This window comes from Nitrososphaerota archaeon (assembly GCA_011605775.1).
Lineage (GTDB): Archaea > Thermoproteota > Nitrososphaeria > Nitrososphaerales > JAAOZN01 > JAAOZN01.
The window spans coordinates 1-17,390 of the sequence record JAAOZN010000055.1; the positions used below are offsets into that span (position 1 = coordinate 1).

Consider the following 17,390-nt stretch of genomic DNA (forward strand, 5'->3'; position numbering starts at 1 on the left):
GAGCTTCACAGAGATGAGATAAGACAGGCGAGTTATGTTGCCTGCCCAGGGTGTATGGCAGTTACTTCAATACTCGCTTTAGCGCCGTTTATCAAAGCAGACCTTATAGATAGGAAGCATATTGTGGTCGATTCAAAGATAGGCTCGTCTGGTGGTGGTACGAAGCCGAGCTTAGGCACGCATCACGCTGAGAGGTATGGTGTGATCAGACCGTATAAGCCTGTTGGGCATAGACATACGGCTGAGATAGAGCAGGAGTTGAGCCTGCTTGCGAACGAGAAGGTTACGATATCGATGTCTCCTCACGCAGTAAACATCGTTAGAGGGATATTGTGCACTATACACACCTACCCTAAGAAGCCGATAACAGCGCCAGAGGTTTGGAGGACTCTCAGAGGCTTCTATAGAGAGGAGCCTTTCATAAGATTTGTTAGAGATAGGAAGGGGCTTTACCGATACCCAGATCCGAAGATCGTGGTCGGGTCGAACTTCTGTGATATTGGGTTTGAGGTGGATGAGCACGCGAACAGGCTTGTTCTGCTCTCAGCGACAGACAACTTGATCAAGGGTGCGGCTGGCTCTGCAGTGCAGTGTATGAATGTGATGCTCGGGTTTGATGAGCGGATGGGTCTAAATGTAGGTGGCTTACATCCGGTGTGAGAGAAGGATGCTGATCGTAATCAAAGTCGGGGGGAGCATATTAGGAGAAGGTGTACATCCAAATATTTTGGATGATCTGAAAGCGGTCGCCTACACAAACAAAGTAATCCTAGTGCACGGTGGCGGAAAAGAAGTGACAGAGGTCGCTGAGAAACTCGGTAAAGAGCAGAAGTTCGTGGTCTCGCCCGAGGGGATAAGAAGCAGGTACACAGACTGGGAGACCGTAGTGATCTATAATATGGTTATGTCGGGTAAGATGAATAAAGAGATAGTCACCACGCTTCAGCGCGTAGGCATACCGGCAGTAGGGTTATCCGGGGTAGACGGTGGGTTGATAAGAGCGGAGCGTAAGAAGAAACTCATTATAGTAGATGAGAGGGGAAGGAAGAGGATTATAGACGGAGGCTACACAGGGAAAATAAAAGGCGTGGACGCTGCGCTGCTAAACCTACTGCTCGAAAAAAATTACCTACCCGTCATCTCACCAGTGGCGTTAGGAGATGAGTACGAATTCCTTAATGTCGACGGCGATAGAGCCGCTGCATACATTGCTGGCGGCGTAAAGGCTGATAAAGCGATCTTCCTAACCGATGTCAAAGGGCTCATACTGGAAGGCAAGCTCGTTGAGAAGATTTCAGCAGCCGAAGCTAAGAACCTCTTACCAAAGATAGGGTTCGGGATGGAGAAGAAGGTCTTAGCAGCGTTAGAAGCTCTGCAAATGGGTGTAAAAGAATGCGTAATCGCCTCAGGTCTCTCAGAGAACCCGATCTCAACGGCGTTAAAAGGCGAGGGATGTACGGTGATCTACGGTGAATGAAGCAAGCATATTTGCGACCGAAGACCGATACTTCGCACCAGTATATCAGAAGTATCCCGTGGCTATAGTTAGAGGTGAGGGTGCTAAGCTCTGGGATGCTTCTGGTAGAGAGTACATAGATTTTATGGGAGGGTATGGTGTAGCGGTAGTAGGGCACTGTAACCCCTATGTCGTAGAGGCTATTAAGAGGCAAGCCTCTAGGCTAATAACCTGCCACGGCTCACTTTATAACGACGCTAGAGCCGAGTTCCTAGAGGAGCTCGCCTCGATAAGCCCAGATGGTTTGACGAAGATCTATCTTGGAAACAGCGGAGCTGAAGCGGTCGAATGCGCCATAAAGCTTGCACGCAAAGCCACTTTTAGAAGAGAGATTGTAGCAATGTCAGGGGCCTTCCACGGCAAGACCATAGGTGCACTCTCGGTAACATGGAACCCTAAATATAGGGCATATTTTGAACCCCTCCTCATTGATGTTAGGTTCGTGCCTTTTGGTGATATTCAGAAGGCCTATGAGGCAGTCTCAGATGCAACCGCAGCCATTATAGTTGAGCCCATCCAAGGAGAAAGCGGTATACACCCAGCACCTCGAGGGTACTTGGAGGCTCTTCGCAAGATTGCTGACGAAAAAGGTTGCTTACTCATCTTCGACGAAATCCAGAGCGGTTTGGCTAGAACTGGGAGGATGTGGGCTCACCAACACACTCAAGCCAAGCCCGATATATTGTGCACAGCAAAGGGTTTGGGCGGAGGCTTCCCGCTGAGCGCTACGATAGCGTCAGAGAAGGTTATGTCAGCGTTCAAACCCGGGGACCACACATCAACATTTGGCGGCAACCCCTTGGCTTGTGCAGCTGGCTCAGCAACCGTACGCTACTTGAAGGAGGAGGGGCTTGAGAAGAGGGCTGAGCGGCTCGGCGAGAGGTTGAAGAAGGGTCTTGAAGCACTTAAAGAGGGGCATAAAGTTGTGAGGGAGGTTAGGGGGATGGGGCTTATGCTCGCTATGGAGCTTAGGTTCGAGGTTAAGAATATATTATTATCAGCCCTGAAGAAGGGTCTAATCCTACTCTACTCTGGGAAAAATGTTCTGCGCTTCCTACCACCACTAGTGATAACAGAGGAGGAGATCGACCGAGGGCTGATGGTGCTAGACGAGCTTCTGGCTGAAGAAGACCGAGCTCACTTTCAAGCCCTGTCTTCAGCGTGAACATGCGGTAACCACTCCAAAGGCTTTTAAAATCCGCCACATTACTTTTTGACCGAAAAAATGTTTGACTGCGTGCTCATACACTACGGCGAGATAGCATTAAAGGGGCTCAACAGACCATTCTACGAAAGGAAGCTAGTTGAGAACATAGAGAGGGCGCTCGAAGGTGAAGAATACGCTGATGTGAAGAACATTCACGGCAGACTCATCCTAGAGTTGAATGAAAGGTCCGACGTTAGCCGGATCGAGGAGAGGCTCAAAAGGGTCTTCGGCATAGCGTGGTTCGCATTCTGCCACAGAACAGAAGCCGACAAAGAAAGTATAATAAAATGCGTCGACAAAAACATACCCTTCAACCCCGGGGAGAAGGTAAAGGTATCTACTAACAGAGCCGACAAAACCCTACCCTTCACATCCATCGATCTAAATAGGGAACTTGGAGCACACCTAGTAAACACATTTAACGTTAAAGTGTCGTTAAAGGTGCCTGAAAAGGAGGTCTTTGTCGAAATAGCGGATGGCGAAGCATACATCCACACACAGAAAATAAAGGGGTTGTGTGGTCTCCCAGTAGGTGCATCTGGCAAGGTTCTGCACCTTCTATCTGGTGGCATAGATTCGCCTGTTGCTGCTTGGCTGCTTATGAAGCGGGGCTGTGAAGTAGACTACCTCCACTTTCACGCCTTCCAAAGATTTGATGAAAGGTGGAACGCTAAGATCCTTAATCTTGTTAAGGTGTTGAACCGCTACTCCTTCTCAGCACGAATCTTCTTTGTATCCTTCTCACCCTTTGAGATAGAAGCTATGAAGGTGCCTCTCAAATACAGGCTGATCTTATTCAGAAGGTATATGGTGAGGGTTGGTGAAAAGATCGCCAGCAAATACGGCATAGCAGCATTAAGTAGCGGCGAAAACCTCGCGCAGGTCTCTTCGCAAACACTTGAAAACCTGTCAGTGATAGAGCGCGCGGTCTCCACACCCATACTCAGACCCCTCTTGACGTATGATAAGAATGAAACCGTCAACTTGGCGAAGCAGATTGGAACATTTGAGCTCTCCATAAGGCCCTACAAAGACTGCTGCTCGCTCTTCGTAGCGAAGCATCCAGTAACGAAGGCTAGGCTTGAGGATGTTAAGAGGATAGAAGGCGAGATGAACCTTGATGAAGCCGTAAACACAAGTGTTGAGAAGGCTGAAGTGGTGGAGGTTAAAGAAGCACTATAGGCAGCGAATGCTACCCAAAATTTAAGAATTTATATGTAGGGTAGTGATGAGGATAAAGGGTAGTGTATAGTGGGTTGGACGATATAGACCAAAAGATCATCGAAATCTTGAAGAGGGATTCGAGAACACCATATGTGAAGATAGGTCAAGAGGTTGGTCTGTCCGAAGCTGCGGTTAGAAGGAGAGTGCAGAACCTTATTCAGTCGGGCGTTATCAAAAGGTTCACGATCGAGGTCGAAACTGGTGGTGCCAACGCCATAACCCTCTTAACAGTTTCTTCAGCCACACCCACCCAGAAGGTATCTGAGAGGCTCAAAGAGTTAAAGAATGTCGAAGTAGTTCACGAAATCACAGGTCAGTTCGATATAGCCGTCTTCATATCAGCATCTAACATCGCAGAGATAAACAGATGTATAGACGAAATACGCAAAATAGAGGGGGTAATGACGACAAATACCGTCATAGTTCTGCGTACTATCCGATGAAAATCATACGAAAAACAATATATATAAAGCCGAAGTAGGCTGGTTAGGCGCATCACTAAATGAGCAACAAAAAGGTGGATGTTGACGATCTACTTGCTGAGGCTGCTCTTGGCTATTCTAACCTATACAACAATCCGCCTAAAGACTCTAGGAGGATCCGCCTACTCGACTCAACGCTTAGGGAAGGTGAGCAGGCTCCGGGGGTAACTTTTACTCATAGGCAGAGGCTGCAGATCGCCTGGATGCTCGACTATTTTGGTGTAGATGCTATAGAGATCAGCCCGATTATTTCGCCTGATCACCTGCGTTCAACGAAGGAGATCATCCACGCTGGTTTAGAGGCTGATATAGTTGCTCACATTCGCGCCTTAAAGTCTGATATCGATGAAGCATTAAAGTGTGATGCTGAATGGATAGCTATGTACCACTCCGCCTCAGACATACATCTCGACTACAAGCTTAGGGTTTCGAGGGAGGAGGCGATAAGGAGGTCTGTGGAAGCGGTAGAGTATGCTAAGAGCCACGGGTTAAAGATGAGGTTCACACTAGAGGATGCGAGTAGGGCTGAGCCAGATTTCCTAAAGTGTTTCGCCAAGAGCGTAGCTGAAGCCGGGGCTACGAGAATAGGCTTGCCAGACACGGTAGGAGCTTTACGCCCGCAAGGGATGTTTAATATGGTTAAGACGGTCGCAGAGGTGGTTCGCAAACCTATTGATGTTCACTGCCATAATGACCTAGGTTTGGCTCTAGCGAATTCTTTGGCTGGTGTAGAGGCTGGTGCTGATCAGATACACGTCACAATAAACGGGTTAGGTGAAAGGGTGGGCATAACTCCATTGGCTGAAGCGGCTATTGCGCTCAAGATCTTCTATGGCGCTAAACTGGATGTGCGGTTGAATATGTTAACCGAGCTATCTCAACTCGTCGAAGCATATACTGGCATAAAGACGCACACCATGGCGCCTCTAGTAGGGGTGAATGCATACAAGCATAAAGCGGGAACACACGTTGCAGCTGTCTTAAGAGCCCGCTCTGCATACGAACTCATCCCACCGAAAGTAGTTGGTAACAGAAGGCGTATAATTATTGGTGAGCTCTCTGGGAAGAACGAAGCCGCCTTTCTCCTCAAGCTACTAGGGTTGCAGCCTGATGAGGTAACAGCCTCTACTGCTGCACGTGGTCTTAAGGACCTAAGGTGCGGAGACCTATTTGAAGTTGAGTTGACCGATGAGATGGAGAAGCTTATTCTGGAGTTAGACGAAGCAATTAATAAGGAGCGATCCTAATCTTAGGTGGTGAAGAGTTTGAAGTGCCTCGAATGTGATGCGACGATAAAGCTTCCGAGCGATGTGCTAGAGGGCGAAATAGTAACCTGCCAAGACTGCGGCGCCTCTTACGAAGTCTATAAGAATGAGAAGGGGGAAATCGACATAAGACCAGCTAAAGTGGAAGGGGAAGACTGGGGAGAATAGAGTATCGGGATCACCCTATGCCAACAATCACAATGCTCTACGACACGGCAAGATGGGAGGAGAAGGCACTTATCGAAGCTGCCAAACGTAAGGATGTACCCCTCAAACCAATAGAGTGTAAAGATCAATACTACGATCTGGCCAGGATTGACAGATCGGAGTATGGAGATATCGTGCTTCAGAGGTGTGTCAGCTACTTCAGAAGCCTACACCTAACGGCGCTGCTTGAGGCACACGGCATAAAGGTTGTTAACGGGCTGCACGAAGCCATAACAGCTGGCAACAAGCTCTTCACAACTTTAGCGCTGATAAAAGCTGGTGTCCCAACCCCCAGAACGATGCTAGCCTTTACACCAGAAGGCTCTTTAGCTGCTTTAGAGGAGCTTGGTTACCCGGCTGTGATCAAGCCTGTAATAGGGAGCTGGGGTAGGTTGCTCGCTTTGGTCAACGATAAGGAGGCTGCTGAGGCTGTGCTAGAGGATCGTGAGCACATGTTTCCCCTTTACCAAGTCTATTATCTGCAGGAGAAGGTGAACAGACCGCCTCGAGATATTCGCGCATTCGTAATCGGAGACAGAGTAGTCGCAGCCATTTACCGTGTCTCACCGGAGGGGAGTTGGCGAACCAATACATCAAGAGGTGGGAAGGCTGTGAACTGCCCAGTAACTAAAGAAGTCGAGGATATATGCTTAAGGGCTGCACGCGCAATAGGTGAAGGAATATTCGGTGTTGACTGCATGGAGACTCCTGACGGTCTTGTGGTGCACGAGGTTAACAACACAACAGAATTCAGAAACAGCGTACCAGCAACAGGTGTGGACATACCAGGCTATATTATAGAGTATCTCGTAGAGAAGACTAAGAGATGCTAAGCTACGAGGTAGGCTTCCTCGCTGAGATGCTGAGGATCTACTCCCCCTCAAGGGCTGAGCGTGAGCTAGCCCTATTTCTAAAGGAGAGCATGAGTAGAGACTTAGGCTTCAGAAACGTGACGATAGATGAGGTAAATAACGTTGTGGGCGAGGTGGGTTCAGGTAGCCCAAAACTCCTCCTCTGTGGGCATATGGATACTGTGCCCGGCTACCAGCCTACACGTATATCAAAAGGCTTCATATATGGTAGAGGCGCTTGTGACGCCAAATCATCTTTAGCAGCCATGATATTGGCTGCATCAAGATTCGTTGATCGGCAAGATGTGGGTAAGATTATCGTGGCCGCCGTGAGCGATGAGGAGGGTAGTAGTCTAGGGTTAAAGACGCTTCTTCAGCGTGGTGTAGATGCTGAATACGCTATATTCGGTGAGCCGAGCGGGCTCGATAGTATAACAGTGGGGTATAAGGGTCGGCTTGCCCTTAAGCTGATCTGTGAAACTCCGAGTGTGCACGCCAGTGCGCCCTGGATGTCTGAGAACGCTGTAGAGCGGTTGCTCGAAGTCTGGCAAGCTATAAAGGCTTCTCTCGCTGAGAAGAATGTTGATGGCGACAGATACCGCTCTATAACCGCTTGTCTAACGAAGATAAGAGGGGGTTCTTCACATAACGTTATGCCCGGCCGATGCTCTATAACAGTCGACATCAGGGTGCCGCCGAATTACACAACCACACAGATCTTAGATGAGGTTAAAGAAATTATAGGTAGGTTTGAGCGTGACCTCTCCTTCCCTAAATTTGATATGCAGATCTTGGATCAGACAGAGCCTTTCGAAGCGGATCGGAACTCTCCTATATTAAGGGCACTCGTTAGAGCGGTTCTGAAGGTTAGGGGTAGGAGGCCTATGCTTCTCCATAAGACTGGTACTGGTGATATGAACACGCTTGGTACAGTCCTCAAGATACCCGTAGTTACCTATGGTCCTGGTAATCCTCATCTTTCGCATACGAGGAAAGAGGGTATTGAGATAAAGGAGTTTCTGCAGAGCATCGATATACTCCAAACGGCTATTATTGAGTTAGCCAACCTTACAGGGCGTAAGTAGAGTTGCTCTTTAAAGACCGCGAGTTCATAGAGAGTAAGGAAGGTCTAATCTTCTGCGTAGTAGGTTATGTGCACCCAAGAGATCGAGTGATTGCGTATCTAAAGTATCTACCCTCAGCCGAAGGTAAATGGTCCTCTGGCTCAAAGCACTATAGTAGGGCTATGAAGTACTACTCCGCGTCAGAGGTTGTTAGAAATGTGGATTGGCTTAAGAAGCATTACCCACACTACGTCTTCCACTCTAAGGTCTTCGGCTTCAAGATATCTGCTGTCCCCAAGCAATACATCTTGAGGCACTACATCCCACAGAAGAGGCTGGAAGAAATTATAAAGAAGGGACCTGAAGATGCTCTGGAGCAGAAGGTTCTAGATCTGGTAGATCTGCTATCTGAGAGATCTGGTGTGCCAAAAAGCTACTTTGGAGTTACCGGCTCTATACTCCTCAAAATTCATAATCCAAGCTTTTCTGATATAGATCTTGTAGTATATGGTCGGGAACAGAGTCTTAAGGTCAAAAACGCTGTTCTAAGCCTCTATGACGAGTTTTCATCTGGTTTAACACGCCTTGAGGGTGCTACGCTGGAGAAGTGGTGCTTGGAGAAGGCGGAAGCATACCCGGTATCGGTAAGCGAAGCGGCTGCCATCTATGGTAGAAGGTGGAACTACGCGCTCTATAAAGGGACTGCCTTCTCTATACACCCTACACGCTTAGATCAAGAAGTAGAGTCTAGATATGGCTCGGAGCGCTTTCGAGGTTTAGGATTCGCGCGAATAAGAGCTAGGGTAAAGAAGGTTGTGGAGGCTCTCTACACACCTTACATCTATGCGTTGAGTGATGTCAAAGTGGAAGAAGGCGATCTAAGTTGGAGGGTGTCAGAAGTGGTATCGTATGAGGGCTTCTACGGAGGGCTTGCACAAGAAGGCGAAGAAGTGATAGCCTACGGCAAGGTCGAGGAGGTCAAATCCTCTTCTAGCAAGGACCGCCTTAGACTCCTCATAGGCTCACCGGAAGCGGGTGGTAGAGACTTCTTAAAACCGCTAAATCTTTGCACCAGCGAGCAAAAGTAGCATAAGCCCAGCAGCGACGATATCTGCGGTTGAACCGGGGTTAAAGAGCCCCCCACCACGCTTTAGCTCATCATCCATCTTGAAAAGTGCATCTCTACCTTCTTCAGTCGCCGCCCCACCTAAGAGCAAGACGTTTTTGGCCATCTCTGAGATCTTCTTAGCCTTTTCTTCAGCATCTTCTGCACCTGCAGCCTTAAGCTTCCTTATGATAAATGTGTCTGCTTTTTGGGCTAGGATCGTTAGAAAGGTGTTTACAGTAGCCACGTTTATGTTCTCACTCTCGCGATGATATTTGAGTAGAGTTGGGTAGGCTAATTCAAAGGTTAAGGGCATGGAATTAGCGAGCTCGTATGCCACAGCATCCCACTCTGAGGAAGCCCTCATCACATCTAGAAATGTGCAGTTAAGTCTTCTTATCTTAGCATACGCTCTAGCGTCAAATACGTCAGGAGCACCAACACCAATACCATTCACTCTCCCAAGCCAACTCTTCCCAACCCTTCTGAGCAGTTTATAGAATTCAACAGCATCCTCTACTGTAGTAGCTTGCAGCATGGTTGTAGAGGCTGCTCGAAGCCTCTTCAAATTCACCGCTCCAGTTGAACCTAAAAGTAGCCCAGCTCCTGCTGAGAGTGGTAGGAGAAGCATCGCTGTACCCAAATTAGTGTTACCTTCTCGATGCCAACTTAACCCCATATTATAGACCTCTGTTAGGAGCCGACCAAGCCCCCACCCGCTAACTCTATTATTGTTCCCAGCTCTATAGCCAGCGTTGGCAGCCTGTAGTAATGGGTTGTAGAGGAGAAGCGAGCCGCATAAGAAGCGTTCAAATTTAGGTTCGAGGCTGCTTGTTCTATGCACGTTCCCAGGCTTAGGCCATCCCGATACTTCAAGTAGCGAAGCTAAGGCACCGCATAGCGCTATATCTTCAACACTTCTCGCTCTACTTTTCAAGCCTCTACAGCAAATTGTTTTTACCCTTGTTTATAGATTTTGCAAAGCCGGCTTTACGCTTCGCTTAGCATATTCATCTGAAGTTTCTGTATTGCAACGTTAGACTTACAATGGAGTAAGGAAAATCTATTAAAGGGTTTGAACAAGATAGTGGTAGAGCTGGTTTGGTAAAATTCACTCTTTTAACAGGTAGAAGCCTAGTCCAGGGTGTTGGGAAAGAAGCAGGTAAGTTCTCAGAAAAGTATATTCAGGAAGTCTCTACGTGCCAGATAGACCCAGAAGACCTAAAGATCCTCAACGTAAAACCAGGGGACTGTGTAAGGCTGACCACAGAATATGGGAGTGTGGTCTTAAGAGTCGCAGCATCGTCCTTGGTGCATCGCGGAAGCGTGTTTGTACCATACGGTCCTTACGCTAACCTACTAATAGGAACCAAGACTGGCGGTACTGGTATGCCAAGTTTCAAGGGTATACCTGTAGAAGTTGAGCCCGCTCCGGGTGAGTCTGTGCCTGAGATCAAGGAGCTGCTTATCAAGACGTACGGTAGGGTGAAGTAGGATGAAGGTTATTAATGCAGTGTTATGCCCAGGCTGTGGAAGCCTCTGTGATGACAACGATGTGTATGTGGAAGATAATAAGATAGTCAAGGTAAGAACTGACTGCGCCATTTCCTCCTCAAAGTTCCTTAACTATAACAAGGAAAGGAATACGACGCCATTAGTGCGTGTAAACGGTCAACTCAAACCAACAACCTTAGATGATGCTATTGAACGCGTCGCCCGAATGCTGGTTGAAGCAGAGTACCCACTACTCTACGGCTGGAGCCTAACCTCTTGTGAAGCGCAGAAGAAGGGTGTTGAACTGGCTGAGGAAGTCGGTGGTGTGATCGATAACACCACGACCGTCTGCCACGGACCAAGCATACTAGGTGTGCAAGACTTCGGAGAGCCGACTTGCTCACTCGGCGAGGTCAGAGCCAGAGCCGACCTAATCATTTACTGGGGATGTAACCCTTCATCAGCGCACACAAGACACATGAAGCGATATAGCTCTCTCTCCAAAGGAAGGTTCAGGCTGCCTGAGCAGAGGAAGGTTGTTGTGGTAGACGTTAGGAGGACTCCGACTGCTCGCAACGCCAACATCTTTGTGCAGGTAAAGCCCAATCAGGACTACGAGCTGATGGCTGCCCTAAAGATGATGCTTCAGAACGAGGAGATAGAGGAGCAAGAGGTAGCTGGTGTGCCGGTTGAGCAGATAGAGGAGTTAGCCGAGCTCATGAGGAGCTGTGAATTCGGTGTACTCTTCTTCGGACTCGGTTTAACGATGAGCGAAGGCAAAGAGAGGAACATAGATGGCGCACTAACCCTTGTACGTGAACTTAACAGATGGACAAAATTCGCCATCATGCCCATGAGAGGACACTACAACGTTACTGGTGCAAACAAGGTCTTCACTTGGCAGACCGGGTACCCATATGCAGTAGACTTTAGCAGAGGCTACCCAAGATACGAGCCCGGAGACACTACTGCTGTAGATGTTCTTAGCAGAGGCTATAATGATGCCACACTAGTCGTTGCCTCAGACCCTGTGGCAAACCTACCGAAGGATGCTGTGAGGCATCTGTGTAGCAAACCTCTTGCTGTCATAGACCCCCATATTTCGCTCACCGCTTATATGGCTGATGTGGTCATACCTAGCGCCTTCATCGGCATCGAAGAAGGGGGCACAGCGTACAGAATGGATGGTGTGGGTCTGATTATGAAGAAGATCGTTGAGCCGCCGGAAGGTATCTTACCGGATGTCCAGATACTTGACCTCATCCTGAGGCGCGTGAGGGAGCTTAAGAGAGGTAGGTGATCTGTATGGAGTATTTGCTGAAGAACGGTTATGTGGTCGATCCGGCGAATAAGATAGATTGTGAACGCAAGGATATAGCTATCAAAGACGGCAAGATCGTGGAGTCTGTGGATGAATCAAGAGCCAAGGTGATTGATGTAAAAGATATGCTGGTTATGCCTGGTGGCGTAGACCTCCACTCACACATCGCTGGCTCAAAAGTGAATATAGGTAGGCTCTTCAGACCCGAAGACCACTATAAGGACTATGAGGTTAAGAGCGGCGTTAAGCGCTCAGGTGTAGGCCATTCTGTGCCATCGGTCTTCACAACAGGCTACAGATACGCCATCCTAGGCTACACAACCGTCTTTGAACCAGCAACACCGCCTCTGAAGACGGTTCACACACACGACGAGTTGAACGATATACCTATAGTAGATAAAGCCTGCTTCCCGCTCTTCGGAAACAACTGGTTCGTCATGGAGTATATTAGGGATGGTAAGTTAGAGGAGTGCGCAGCATACATCGCTTGGCTTATGCGCAGCATAAGAGGCTACGCGATCAAAGTTGTGGACCCAGGTGGTGTAGAAGCTTGGAAGTGGGGTGGGACGGTTCAAGACTTTGACCAAGAGGTTCCTAGGTTCGGAATTACTCCCAGAGAAATCGTTAGGGGGTTGGTTAAGGTCAACAAGATGCTTGGGCTACCACACCCGATCCACGTGCACGCAAATCAGCTAGGTGTGCCTGGAAACTATAAAACCACTTTGAGAACGCTTGATGCTGTCAAGGATCTTGCTGCTGGTGATAAGCCAGTTATACATCTAACGCACGTGCAATTTAATGCCTACGGTGGTGTGGATTATCTATCTATTTCTTCTCGCGCTGATGCCATCGCTGATTATGTGAACAAGAATCAGCACGTGACGATAGACATCGGTCAAGTGATATTTGGAGATACGACAACTATGACCGCAGACGGGCCGTTTGAGTATAAGCTCTTCACTCTACTTAGGGGTAAGTGGGCTAATGCTGATGTCGAAGTGGAGACTGGTGCTGGTGTGGTGCCCATAACCTACAGTAGATCAAACTACGTGCATGCTGTAATGTGGTGCATAGGTTTGGAGTTGGCTCTGCTTATCAATGATCCTTGGCGTGTCTTCATAACTACAGACCACCCCAACGGCGGGCCGTTCACAGAATATCCAAGGGTCTTTTCTTGGCTTATGAGTAAGAAGGCTAGAGATAGGGTTCTGAAGAGGCTCCCTAGGTTAGCACGTGCAAGGACGAACCTCAAGGATATAGATAGGGAGTACACCTTCTATGAGCTAGCGATTTCAACTAGGGCTGCGACGGCAAAGATCCTTGGTTTAAGTAACAAAGGTCATCTTGGTGTGGGTGCTGATGCTGACATCGCTGTTTACAATATAAACCCCAAGGAGGTCAACCCCTCGGTTGATTATAAGCTGGTGAGGCAAGCTTTCTCACGCGCCTACCTAACTATGAAAGACGGCGAGATCGTTGTGAAGGACGGTGAAATAGTCGCAGCACCTGTTGGGCGAACCTACTGGGTGAACACAAAGGCGCCGAAGGATGTAGAGGATGTTGTAATACCAGAGGTGCAGAAGTTGTTCGAAGACTACTACACTGTCAGATTCGAAAACTACTACATACCAGAATCATACCTAGCCTGCTCAGCACCTATTGAGCCGCTTGAGCCAGCGGGGTGAACGATATGGCTGAGCTGAAGTTAAAGATCAAAGCGCAGCCTCCGACACCTATTGAAGGTGAGGTGCTTACACCAGATAACCTAGCGGGCAGATCTGTCAACGAGATACTCAATCTCGAAACTTGGAGGGGGAATAGGCGAGTCAAGCTTTCAGAGCTCTTCACGGTAGAGGGTGAATCCGCATCTAACCCCTCTGACCTACACATCATCTTAGAAGGTGATCTTAGGAAGGTTAGGCATATAGGTGCGCGGATGTCGGCTGGTAAGATCACGATCAACGGCCCAGTCGGCACGTTTGTCGGCTTTGAGATGAGCGGCGGTACTATTGTGGTTAATGGCGATGCTGACGCCTTCTTGGGGATGGGCATGAGTGGCGGTGTAATAGAGGTTAATGGTAACGCTGGCGACGCCGTAGGCTCAGGTTACTGGGGTACACGGTGCGGCATGAGAGGTGGGCTTATAGTCGTCAAGGGAAATGTGGGTGCTGAGTTAGGATGCTGGATGAAGGACGGAACCATAAAGGTAGGAGGAAATGCTGACGTATTCGCTGGTGTGAGGATGCAGGGCGGGACAATCTTTGTAGCTGGTGATGCTGGTGCTAAACTCGGTGCAGCTATGACAAATGGTAAGATCGTTGTGCTAGGTAATGTTCCAAATATCCTACCAAGCTTCCACATAGATGAGATCAGACCGAATACCAAGGTAGATGGAGATAAGATCCAAGGACCATTCTACGTCTTCTACGGCGACATAACCGAGGGTGGAAACGGTAAGCTCTTTATATCAGTTGGGAAAAATCCGCATCTGAAGTATCGTGAAGCATACATACTCTAGAGAGGCGGAAGTGTGTTGGTTAGTGTGAATGCGTGCGCACTGAACGTCTTCCAAAGGATGATTGCGGAGAAAGAGGCTATCGATGTAGCGGTTGAGGTTATGGAGAACGGCTCCACTGTTGTCGATGCTGGTGTAAAAGTGAAAGGCGGCTTTGCAGCAGGTAAGTATCTGACCGAACTCTGCCTCGCTGGTCTTGGTAGTGTAACCCTAGGTTCAGCAGACTACGATGGTGTCGAGCTGCCCACGATCTATGTCCACGTAGATAGACCCGCGATCGTGCTCCTCGGCTCACAGTTCGCAGGCTGGAGGATCTCGGTTGGGAAATATTTTGCGATGGGCTCAGGTCCAGGGAGAGCGCTGGCCCTGAAACCTAAAGAGCTCTACGAGAAGATCGCCTACAAAGACACCTGTGATAAAGCTGTTTTGGTGCTTGAGGCTGATAATCTACCCACAGTAGAGGCGCTGAACTACATTGCTCAAAGCTGTGGTGTAGATCCAAAGAATCTGTATGTTGCTGTTGCACCAACTTCAAGCATAGCGGGTTCTGTGCAGATCTCAGGTAGGATTGTTGAGACGGGTCTGCATAAGCTGACCGACTTAGGCTTTGATCCGAAGAAGGTGCTGTATGGCTCGGGGAGGGCGCCTATAGCGCCTTCGCATCCTAAGTTCGCTCAAGCCATGGGTAGAACTAATGATATGCTGCTCTACGCTGGGGCAACGTACTTTGAGGTAGCGTGCGATACAGATGATGAGATAAAGGAGTTCGTTAAAAAGGTCCCCTCCTCCTGTTCTCCAGCCTACGGAAGACCATTCTACGAGATCTTTAAGGAGGCTAACTACGACTTCTACAAAATAGATCCAGCTCTCTTCGCTCCGGCTCTAATAACTGTGAATAACATCAAGACAGGCTCCACCATGACTGCTGGTCGCCTTAATATAGATGTCCTTAAAAAGTCCATTGGGCTAATCTCGTAAGGCGCTACTCTTGAGGGTAGGTATACTTACGAGGAACGCTGAGGCTTGGTGCTCAACCCAGCTTAGAAGAGCTTTCATTAACTTAGGTGCTGAAGTAGAGTGCTTCTGGTTCACAGACCTAGTCTCCAGAATCGCATTTGGACCTATAGTGCAGCGTGATAGTAAGGTCGATCTTGCCTCGCATTTAGATGCGCTTCTCGTAAGACCGATTGGAAGGGGCTCGCTTGACGAAATACTCTATAGGGTTAATACTCTCCATAGGTTGAGTGAAGCCGGTCTTAACATCGTAAACCCTCCTAGGGCTATTGAGCGGTGTGTGGACAAATACTACGCTCTCTCCATTCTTCAAGCAAACGGCATAAAGGTTCCTAAGACGGTAGTTACGGAGAACCCGGATCTAGCGCTTGAAGCTTTCTCTGAGCTCGGTGGGGACATTATACTAAAGCCCATCTTCGGATCAAGAGGTATGGGTATAACTAGGATCTCTGACTACGAGGTTGCGCGGAGAGTGTTCAACCTCCTTCACTACCACCACTTCGTCCTATACCTCCAAGAATACATACCACACGGAAGAAGCGACATAAGAGCCTTCGTGGTAGGCGATAGGGTAATAGCAGCCATGTATAGGAGGGCAAGGGGTTGGAAGACGAATGTAAGCCAAGGCGCTAAACCAGTAGCCACCAAACTTTTGGCTGAGCAAGAGGAGCTAGCGATCAAGGCTGCGAATATAATGGGCTGCAAAGTAGCTGGAGTAGACATTTTAGAGTCGAAGGATGGTAGGTATATAACTGAGATAAACAGCCAACCCGGATTCAGGGGTCTTCAGTCTGTGAGTCAAATAAACATAGCTGAAGAGATAGCAAGGTATATGATCGCTAACGCTAAGAAAGGGGTTCTGGCTGAGGAACACACAACAAAGATATGAAGCGCGTAGAAATCATAGGTGTAGAAGGGCTGCCTGAAATAAAACAAGGCGACGACCTCCCAGCACTCATCTACCAATCTACGCTTCAGCAAGGAATTACCCTGCAAGACGGAGACATCATTGTGGTTTCGCAGAAGATAGTCTCCAAAGCCGAGGGTAGAGTCGTTGACTTGAGCGGCGTAAAACCCACACCTCAAGCGTTGGAGATAGCTAAGCTTAGCGGGAGGGACCCAAGATATGTTGAGTTGGCGCTACAAGAAGCCAAAACGATAATCAAGCAAGTAAAGGGCCACCTTATAACCGAAACCAAACACGGCTGGATCTACTCATATTCTGGTGTAGACCTATCTAATGTTTCAGGAGGCACCGCAGCAACACTCCTACCAGCAGACCCAGATCACTCAGCGCAGAAGATAAGAGAAGGATTAGAGAAGTTGAGCGGTAAGCGGCTTGGCGTAGTCATATCGGATACTTGCGGTCGACCTTTTAGGAGAGGCGATATAAATGTAGCCATCGGCGTTTCAGGCTTTAAACCCCTGTTGGATCTGCGTGGCAAAAAGGACGTCTTCGGCTATAGATTGAGGTTAAAGAAGGTTGCGGTAGCAGACGAAATCGCTTCAGCAGCCGAGCTTGTTATGGGTGAGTTGAACGAACACATCCCAGTAGCGATTGTAAGAGGTGTTGATGTGGAGCTGAATGCCTACGCTAACTCAGAGCCTCTGAAGAAGAGGAAGGAGCACGACATCTTCCTAAAAAATGCTTAGAGGACTAACCCTCAACCTTAGCCAGATCTTTGAGTGTCAATCTTCCTGTGTGTAGAGCGCTTGCAACCAAAACACCACTTATATTCAGCTTCTTGAGCGCCCAGAGATCATCTTTATCTCTAATGCCCCCACCAGCCAACACTTCATCAAAAGGTATTCTACACAATTCCCCTAACAGGTTGAGGTTCGGTCCCTTTAATGTGCCAACTCTATCAAGCTCCAAAAGTATCAATCTTCTCACGCCGTATTCGTATAGTAGGTTTGCTGCCCCCATCGGCTCTAACCCGCTCAACTCTGCACACTCCGATAAAGTCTTTTGGAGCTTAACGTCGAGCGAAGCTATAACCCGTTCCCCGATAGACGAATCCATAATATTCTTTAACGCGTCTAATGAGTGAAGTGTCTCGGTTCCCAGCACCACAAAATCAAAGCCCTGTTTGATGAGCCTCACAGCGTCGTCGAGGGTTGCAGC

General features: G+C 48.5%; 19 protein-coding genes. 17 read left to right on the plus strand and 2 right to left on the minus strand.

Annotated features, from left to right (window positions below):
• From argC to HA494_05165, 10 genes are all read left to right on the plus strand, one after another.
• A partial coding sequence (argC, locus tag HA494_05120; protein ID NHV97152.1) for an N-acetyl-gamma-glutamyl-phosphate reductase occupies positions 1-660 on the plus strand: 660 nt, incomplete at its 5' end.
• A gap of 10 nt (positions 661-670) precedes the next feature.
• Complete coding sequence (locus HA494_05125; protein ID NHV97153.1) at positions 671-1,477, plus strand: [LysW]-aminoadipate/[LysW]-glutamate kinase; 807 nt, start codon at positions 671-673, stop codon at positions 1,475-1,477.
• 7 nt (positions 1,478-1,484) lie between these two features.
• On the plus strand, positions 1,485-2,681 hold the full coding sequence (locus HA494_05130) for an aspartate aminotransferase family protein (GenBank protein ID NHV97154.1): 1,197 nt from the start codon (positions 1,485-1,487) through the stop codon (positions 2,679-2,681).
• 48 nt (positions 2,682-2,729) lie between these two features.
• Positions 2,730-3,905: a tRNA 4-thiouridine(8) synthase ThiI gene (thiI, locus tag HA494_05135; GenBank protein ID NHV97155.1), complete on the plus strand. Its 1,176-nt coding sequence runs from the start codon at positions 2,730-2,732 to the stop codon at positions 3,903-3,905.
• Positions 3,906-3,979: 74 nt separating this feature from the next.
• A complete protein-coding gene (locus tag HA494_05140; GenBank protein ID NHV97156.1) occupies positions 3,980-4,390 on the plus strand; it encodes an Lrp/AsnC family transcriptional regulator in 411 nt (136 codons plus the stop codon).
• 59 nt (positions 4,391-4,449) lie between these two features.
• Positions 4,450-5,676, plus strand: a complete 1,227-nt coding sequence (locus HA494_05145) for a 2-isopropylmalate synthase (GenBank protein ID NHV97157.1) — start codon at positions 4,450-4,452, stop codon at positions 5,674-5,676.
• Positions 5,677-5,694: 18 nt separating this feature from the next.
• Positions 5,695-5,862 (plus strand): lysine biosynthesis protein LysW, encoded by a 168-nt coding sequence (locus tag HA494_05150; protein NHV97158.1) that lies wholly within the window; start codon positions 5,695-5,697, stop codon positions 5,860-5,862.
• 17 nt (positions 5,863-5,879) lie between these two features.
• Positions 5,880-6,734 carry a lysine biosynthesis protein LysX gene (lysX, locus tag HA494_05155; GenBank protein NHV97159.1) on the plus strand — a complete coding sequence of 285 codons (855 nt, stop codon included), beginning with the start codon at positions 5,880-5,882 and terminating at the stop codon, positions 6,732-6,734.
• Positions 6,728-7,837, plus strand: coding sequence for a M20/M25/M40 family metallo-hydrolase (locus HA494_05160; GenBank protein ID NHV97160.1), 1,110 nt, complete (start codon positions 6,728-6,730; stop codon positions 7,835-7,837). The genes lysX and HA494_05160 overlap by 7 nt, the downstream gene beginning before the upstream one ends.
• A gap of 2 nt (positions 7,838-7,839) precedes the next feature.
• A complete protein-coding gene (locus HA494_05165) occupies positions 7,840-8,904 on the plus strand; it encodes a hypothetical protein (protein NHV97161.1) in 1,065 nt (354 codons plus the stop codon).
• Here HA494_05165 and HA494_05170 read toward each other — a convergent pair.
• Positions 8,875-9,858, minus strand: coding sequence for a hypothetical protein (locus HA494_05170; GenBank protein ID NHV97162.1), 984 nt, complete (start codon positions 9,856-9,858; stop codon positions 8,875-8,877). The two genes, HA494_05165 and HA494_05170, sit on opposite strands and share 30 nt — an antisense overlap.
• 164 nt (positions 9,859-10,022) lie before the next feature.
• On the opposite strand from HA494_05170, the gene HA494_05175 reads away from it, so the two are divergent.
• From HA494_05175 to cofE, 7 genes are read left to right on the plus strand one after another with little or no spacing between them, the layout of a single operon-like run.
• The gene (locus tag HA494_05175; protein NHV97163.1) at positions 10,023-10,415 is read left to right on the plus strand and encodes a molybdopterin dinucleotide-binding protein; all 393 of its coding nucleotides are present in this window, start codon (positions 10,023-10,025) and stop codon (positions 10,413-10,415) included.
• A 1-nt stretch (position 10,416) separates the two neighbouring features.
• A complete protein-coding gene (locus HA494_05180) occupies positions 10,417-11,715 on the plus strand; it encodes a formylmethanofuran dehydrogenase subunit B (protein NHV97164.1) in 1,299 nt (432 codons plus the stop codon).
• Positions 11,716-11,720: 5 nt separating this feature from the next.
• Positions 11,721-13,421 (plus strand): formylmethanofuran dehydrogenase subunit A, encoded by a 1,701-nt coding sequence (locus HA494_05185; GenBank protein NHV97165.1) that lies wholly within the window; start codon positions 11,721-11,723, stop codon positions 13,419-13,421.
• 5 nt (positions 13,422-13,426) lie between these two features.
• Positions 13,427-14,254 carry a formylmethanofuran dehydrogenase subunit C gene (locus tag HA494_05190; protein NHV97166.1) on the plus strand — a complete coding sequence of 276 codons (828 nt, stop codon included), beginning with the start codon at positions 13,427-13,429 and terminating at the stop codon, positions 14,252-14,254.
• A gap of 15 nt (positions 14,255-14,269) precedes the next feature.
• Positions 14,270-15,229, plus strand: a complete 960-nt coding sequence (locus tag HA494_05195) for a methenyltetrahydromethanopterin cyclohydrolase (protein ID NHV97167.1) — start codon at positions 14,270-14,272, stop codon at positions 15,227-15,229.
• A gap of 10 nt (positions 15,230-15,239) precedes the next feature.
• A complete protein-coding gene (locus HA494_05200; protein NHV97168.1) occupies positions 15,240-16,154 on the plus strand; it encodes a RimK family alpha-L-glutamate ligase in 915 nt (304 codons plus the stop codon).
• Positions 16,151-16,918 carry a coenzyme F420-0:L-glutamate ligase gene (gene cofE / locus HA494_05205; protein NHV97169.1) on the plus strand — a complete coding sequence of 256 codons (768 nt, stop codon included), beginning with the start codon at positions 16,151-16,153 and terminating at the stop codon, positions 16,916-16,918. Before HA494_05200 ends, cofE begins: the two co-directional genes overlap by 4 nt.
• Before the next feature lie 4 nt (positions 16,919-16,922).
• Here cofE and HA494_05210 read toward each other — a convergent pair.
• On the minus strand, positions 16,923-17,390 hold a 468-nt coding region (locus HA494_05210), incomplete at its 5' end, for a hypothetical protein (GenBank protein NHV97170.1).

Coding starts and splice junctions, on each gene's coding strand:
- HA494_05145 (NHV97157.1), top strand. CDS start 4,450: ATGAGCAACAAAAAGGTGGATGTTGACGATCTACTTGCTGAGGCTGCT.
- lysX (NHV97159.1), top strand. CDS start 5,880: ATGCCAACAATCACAATGCTCTACGACACGGCAAGATGGGAGGAGAAG.
- HA494_05160 (NHV97160.1), top strand. CDS start 6,728: ATGCTAAGCTACGAGGTAGGCTTCCTCGCTGAGATGCTGAGGATCTAC.
- HA494_05180 (NHV97164.1), top strand. CDS start 10,417: ATGAAGGTTATTAATGCAGTGTTATGCCCAGGCTGTGGAAGCCTCTGT.
- HA494_05185 (NHV97165.1), top strand. CDS start 11,721: ATGGAGTATTTGCTGAAGAACGGTTATGTGGTCGATCCGGCGAATAAG.
- HA494_05190 (NHV97166.1), top strand. CDS start 13,427: ATGGCTGAGCTGAAGTTAAAGATCAAAGCGCAGCCTCCGACACCTATT.
- cofE (NHV97169.1), top strand. CDS start 16,151: ATGAAGCGCGTAGAAATCATAGGTGTAGAAGGGCTGCCTGAAATAAAA.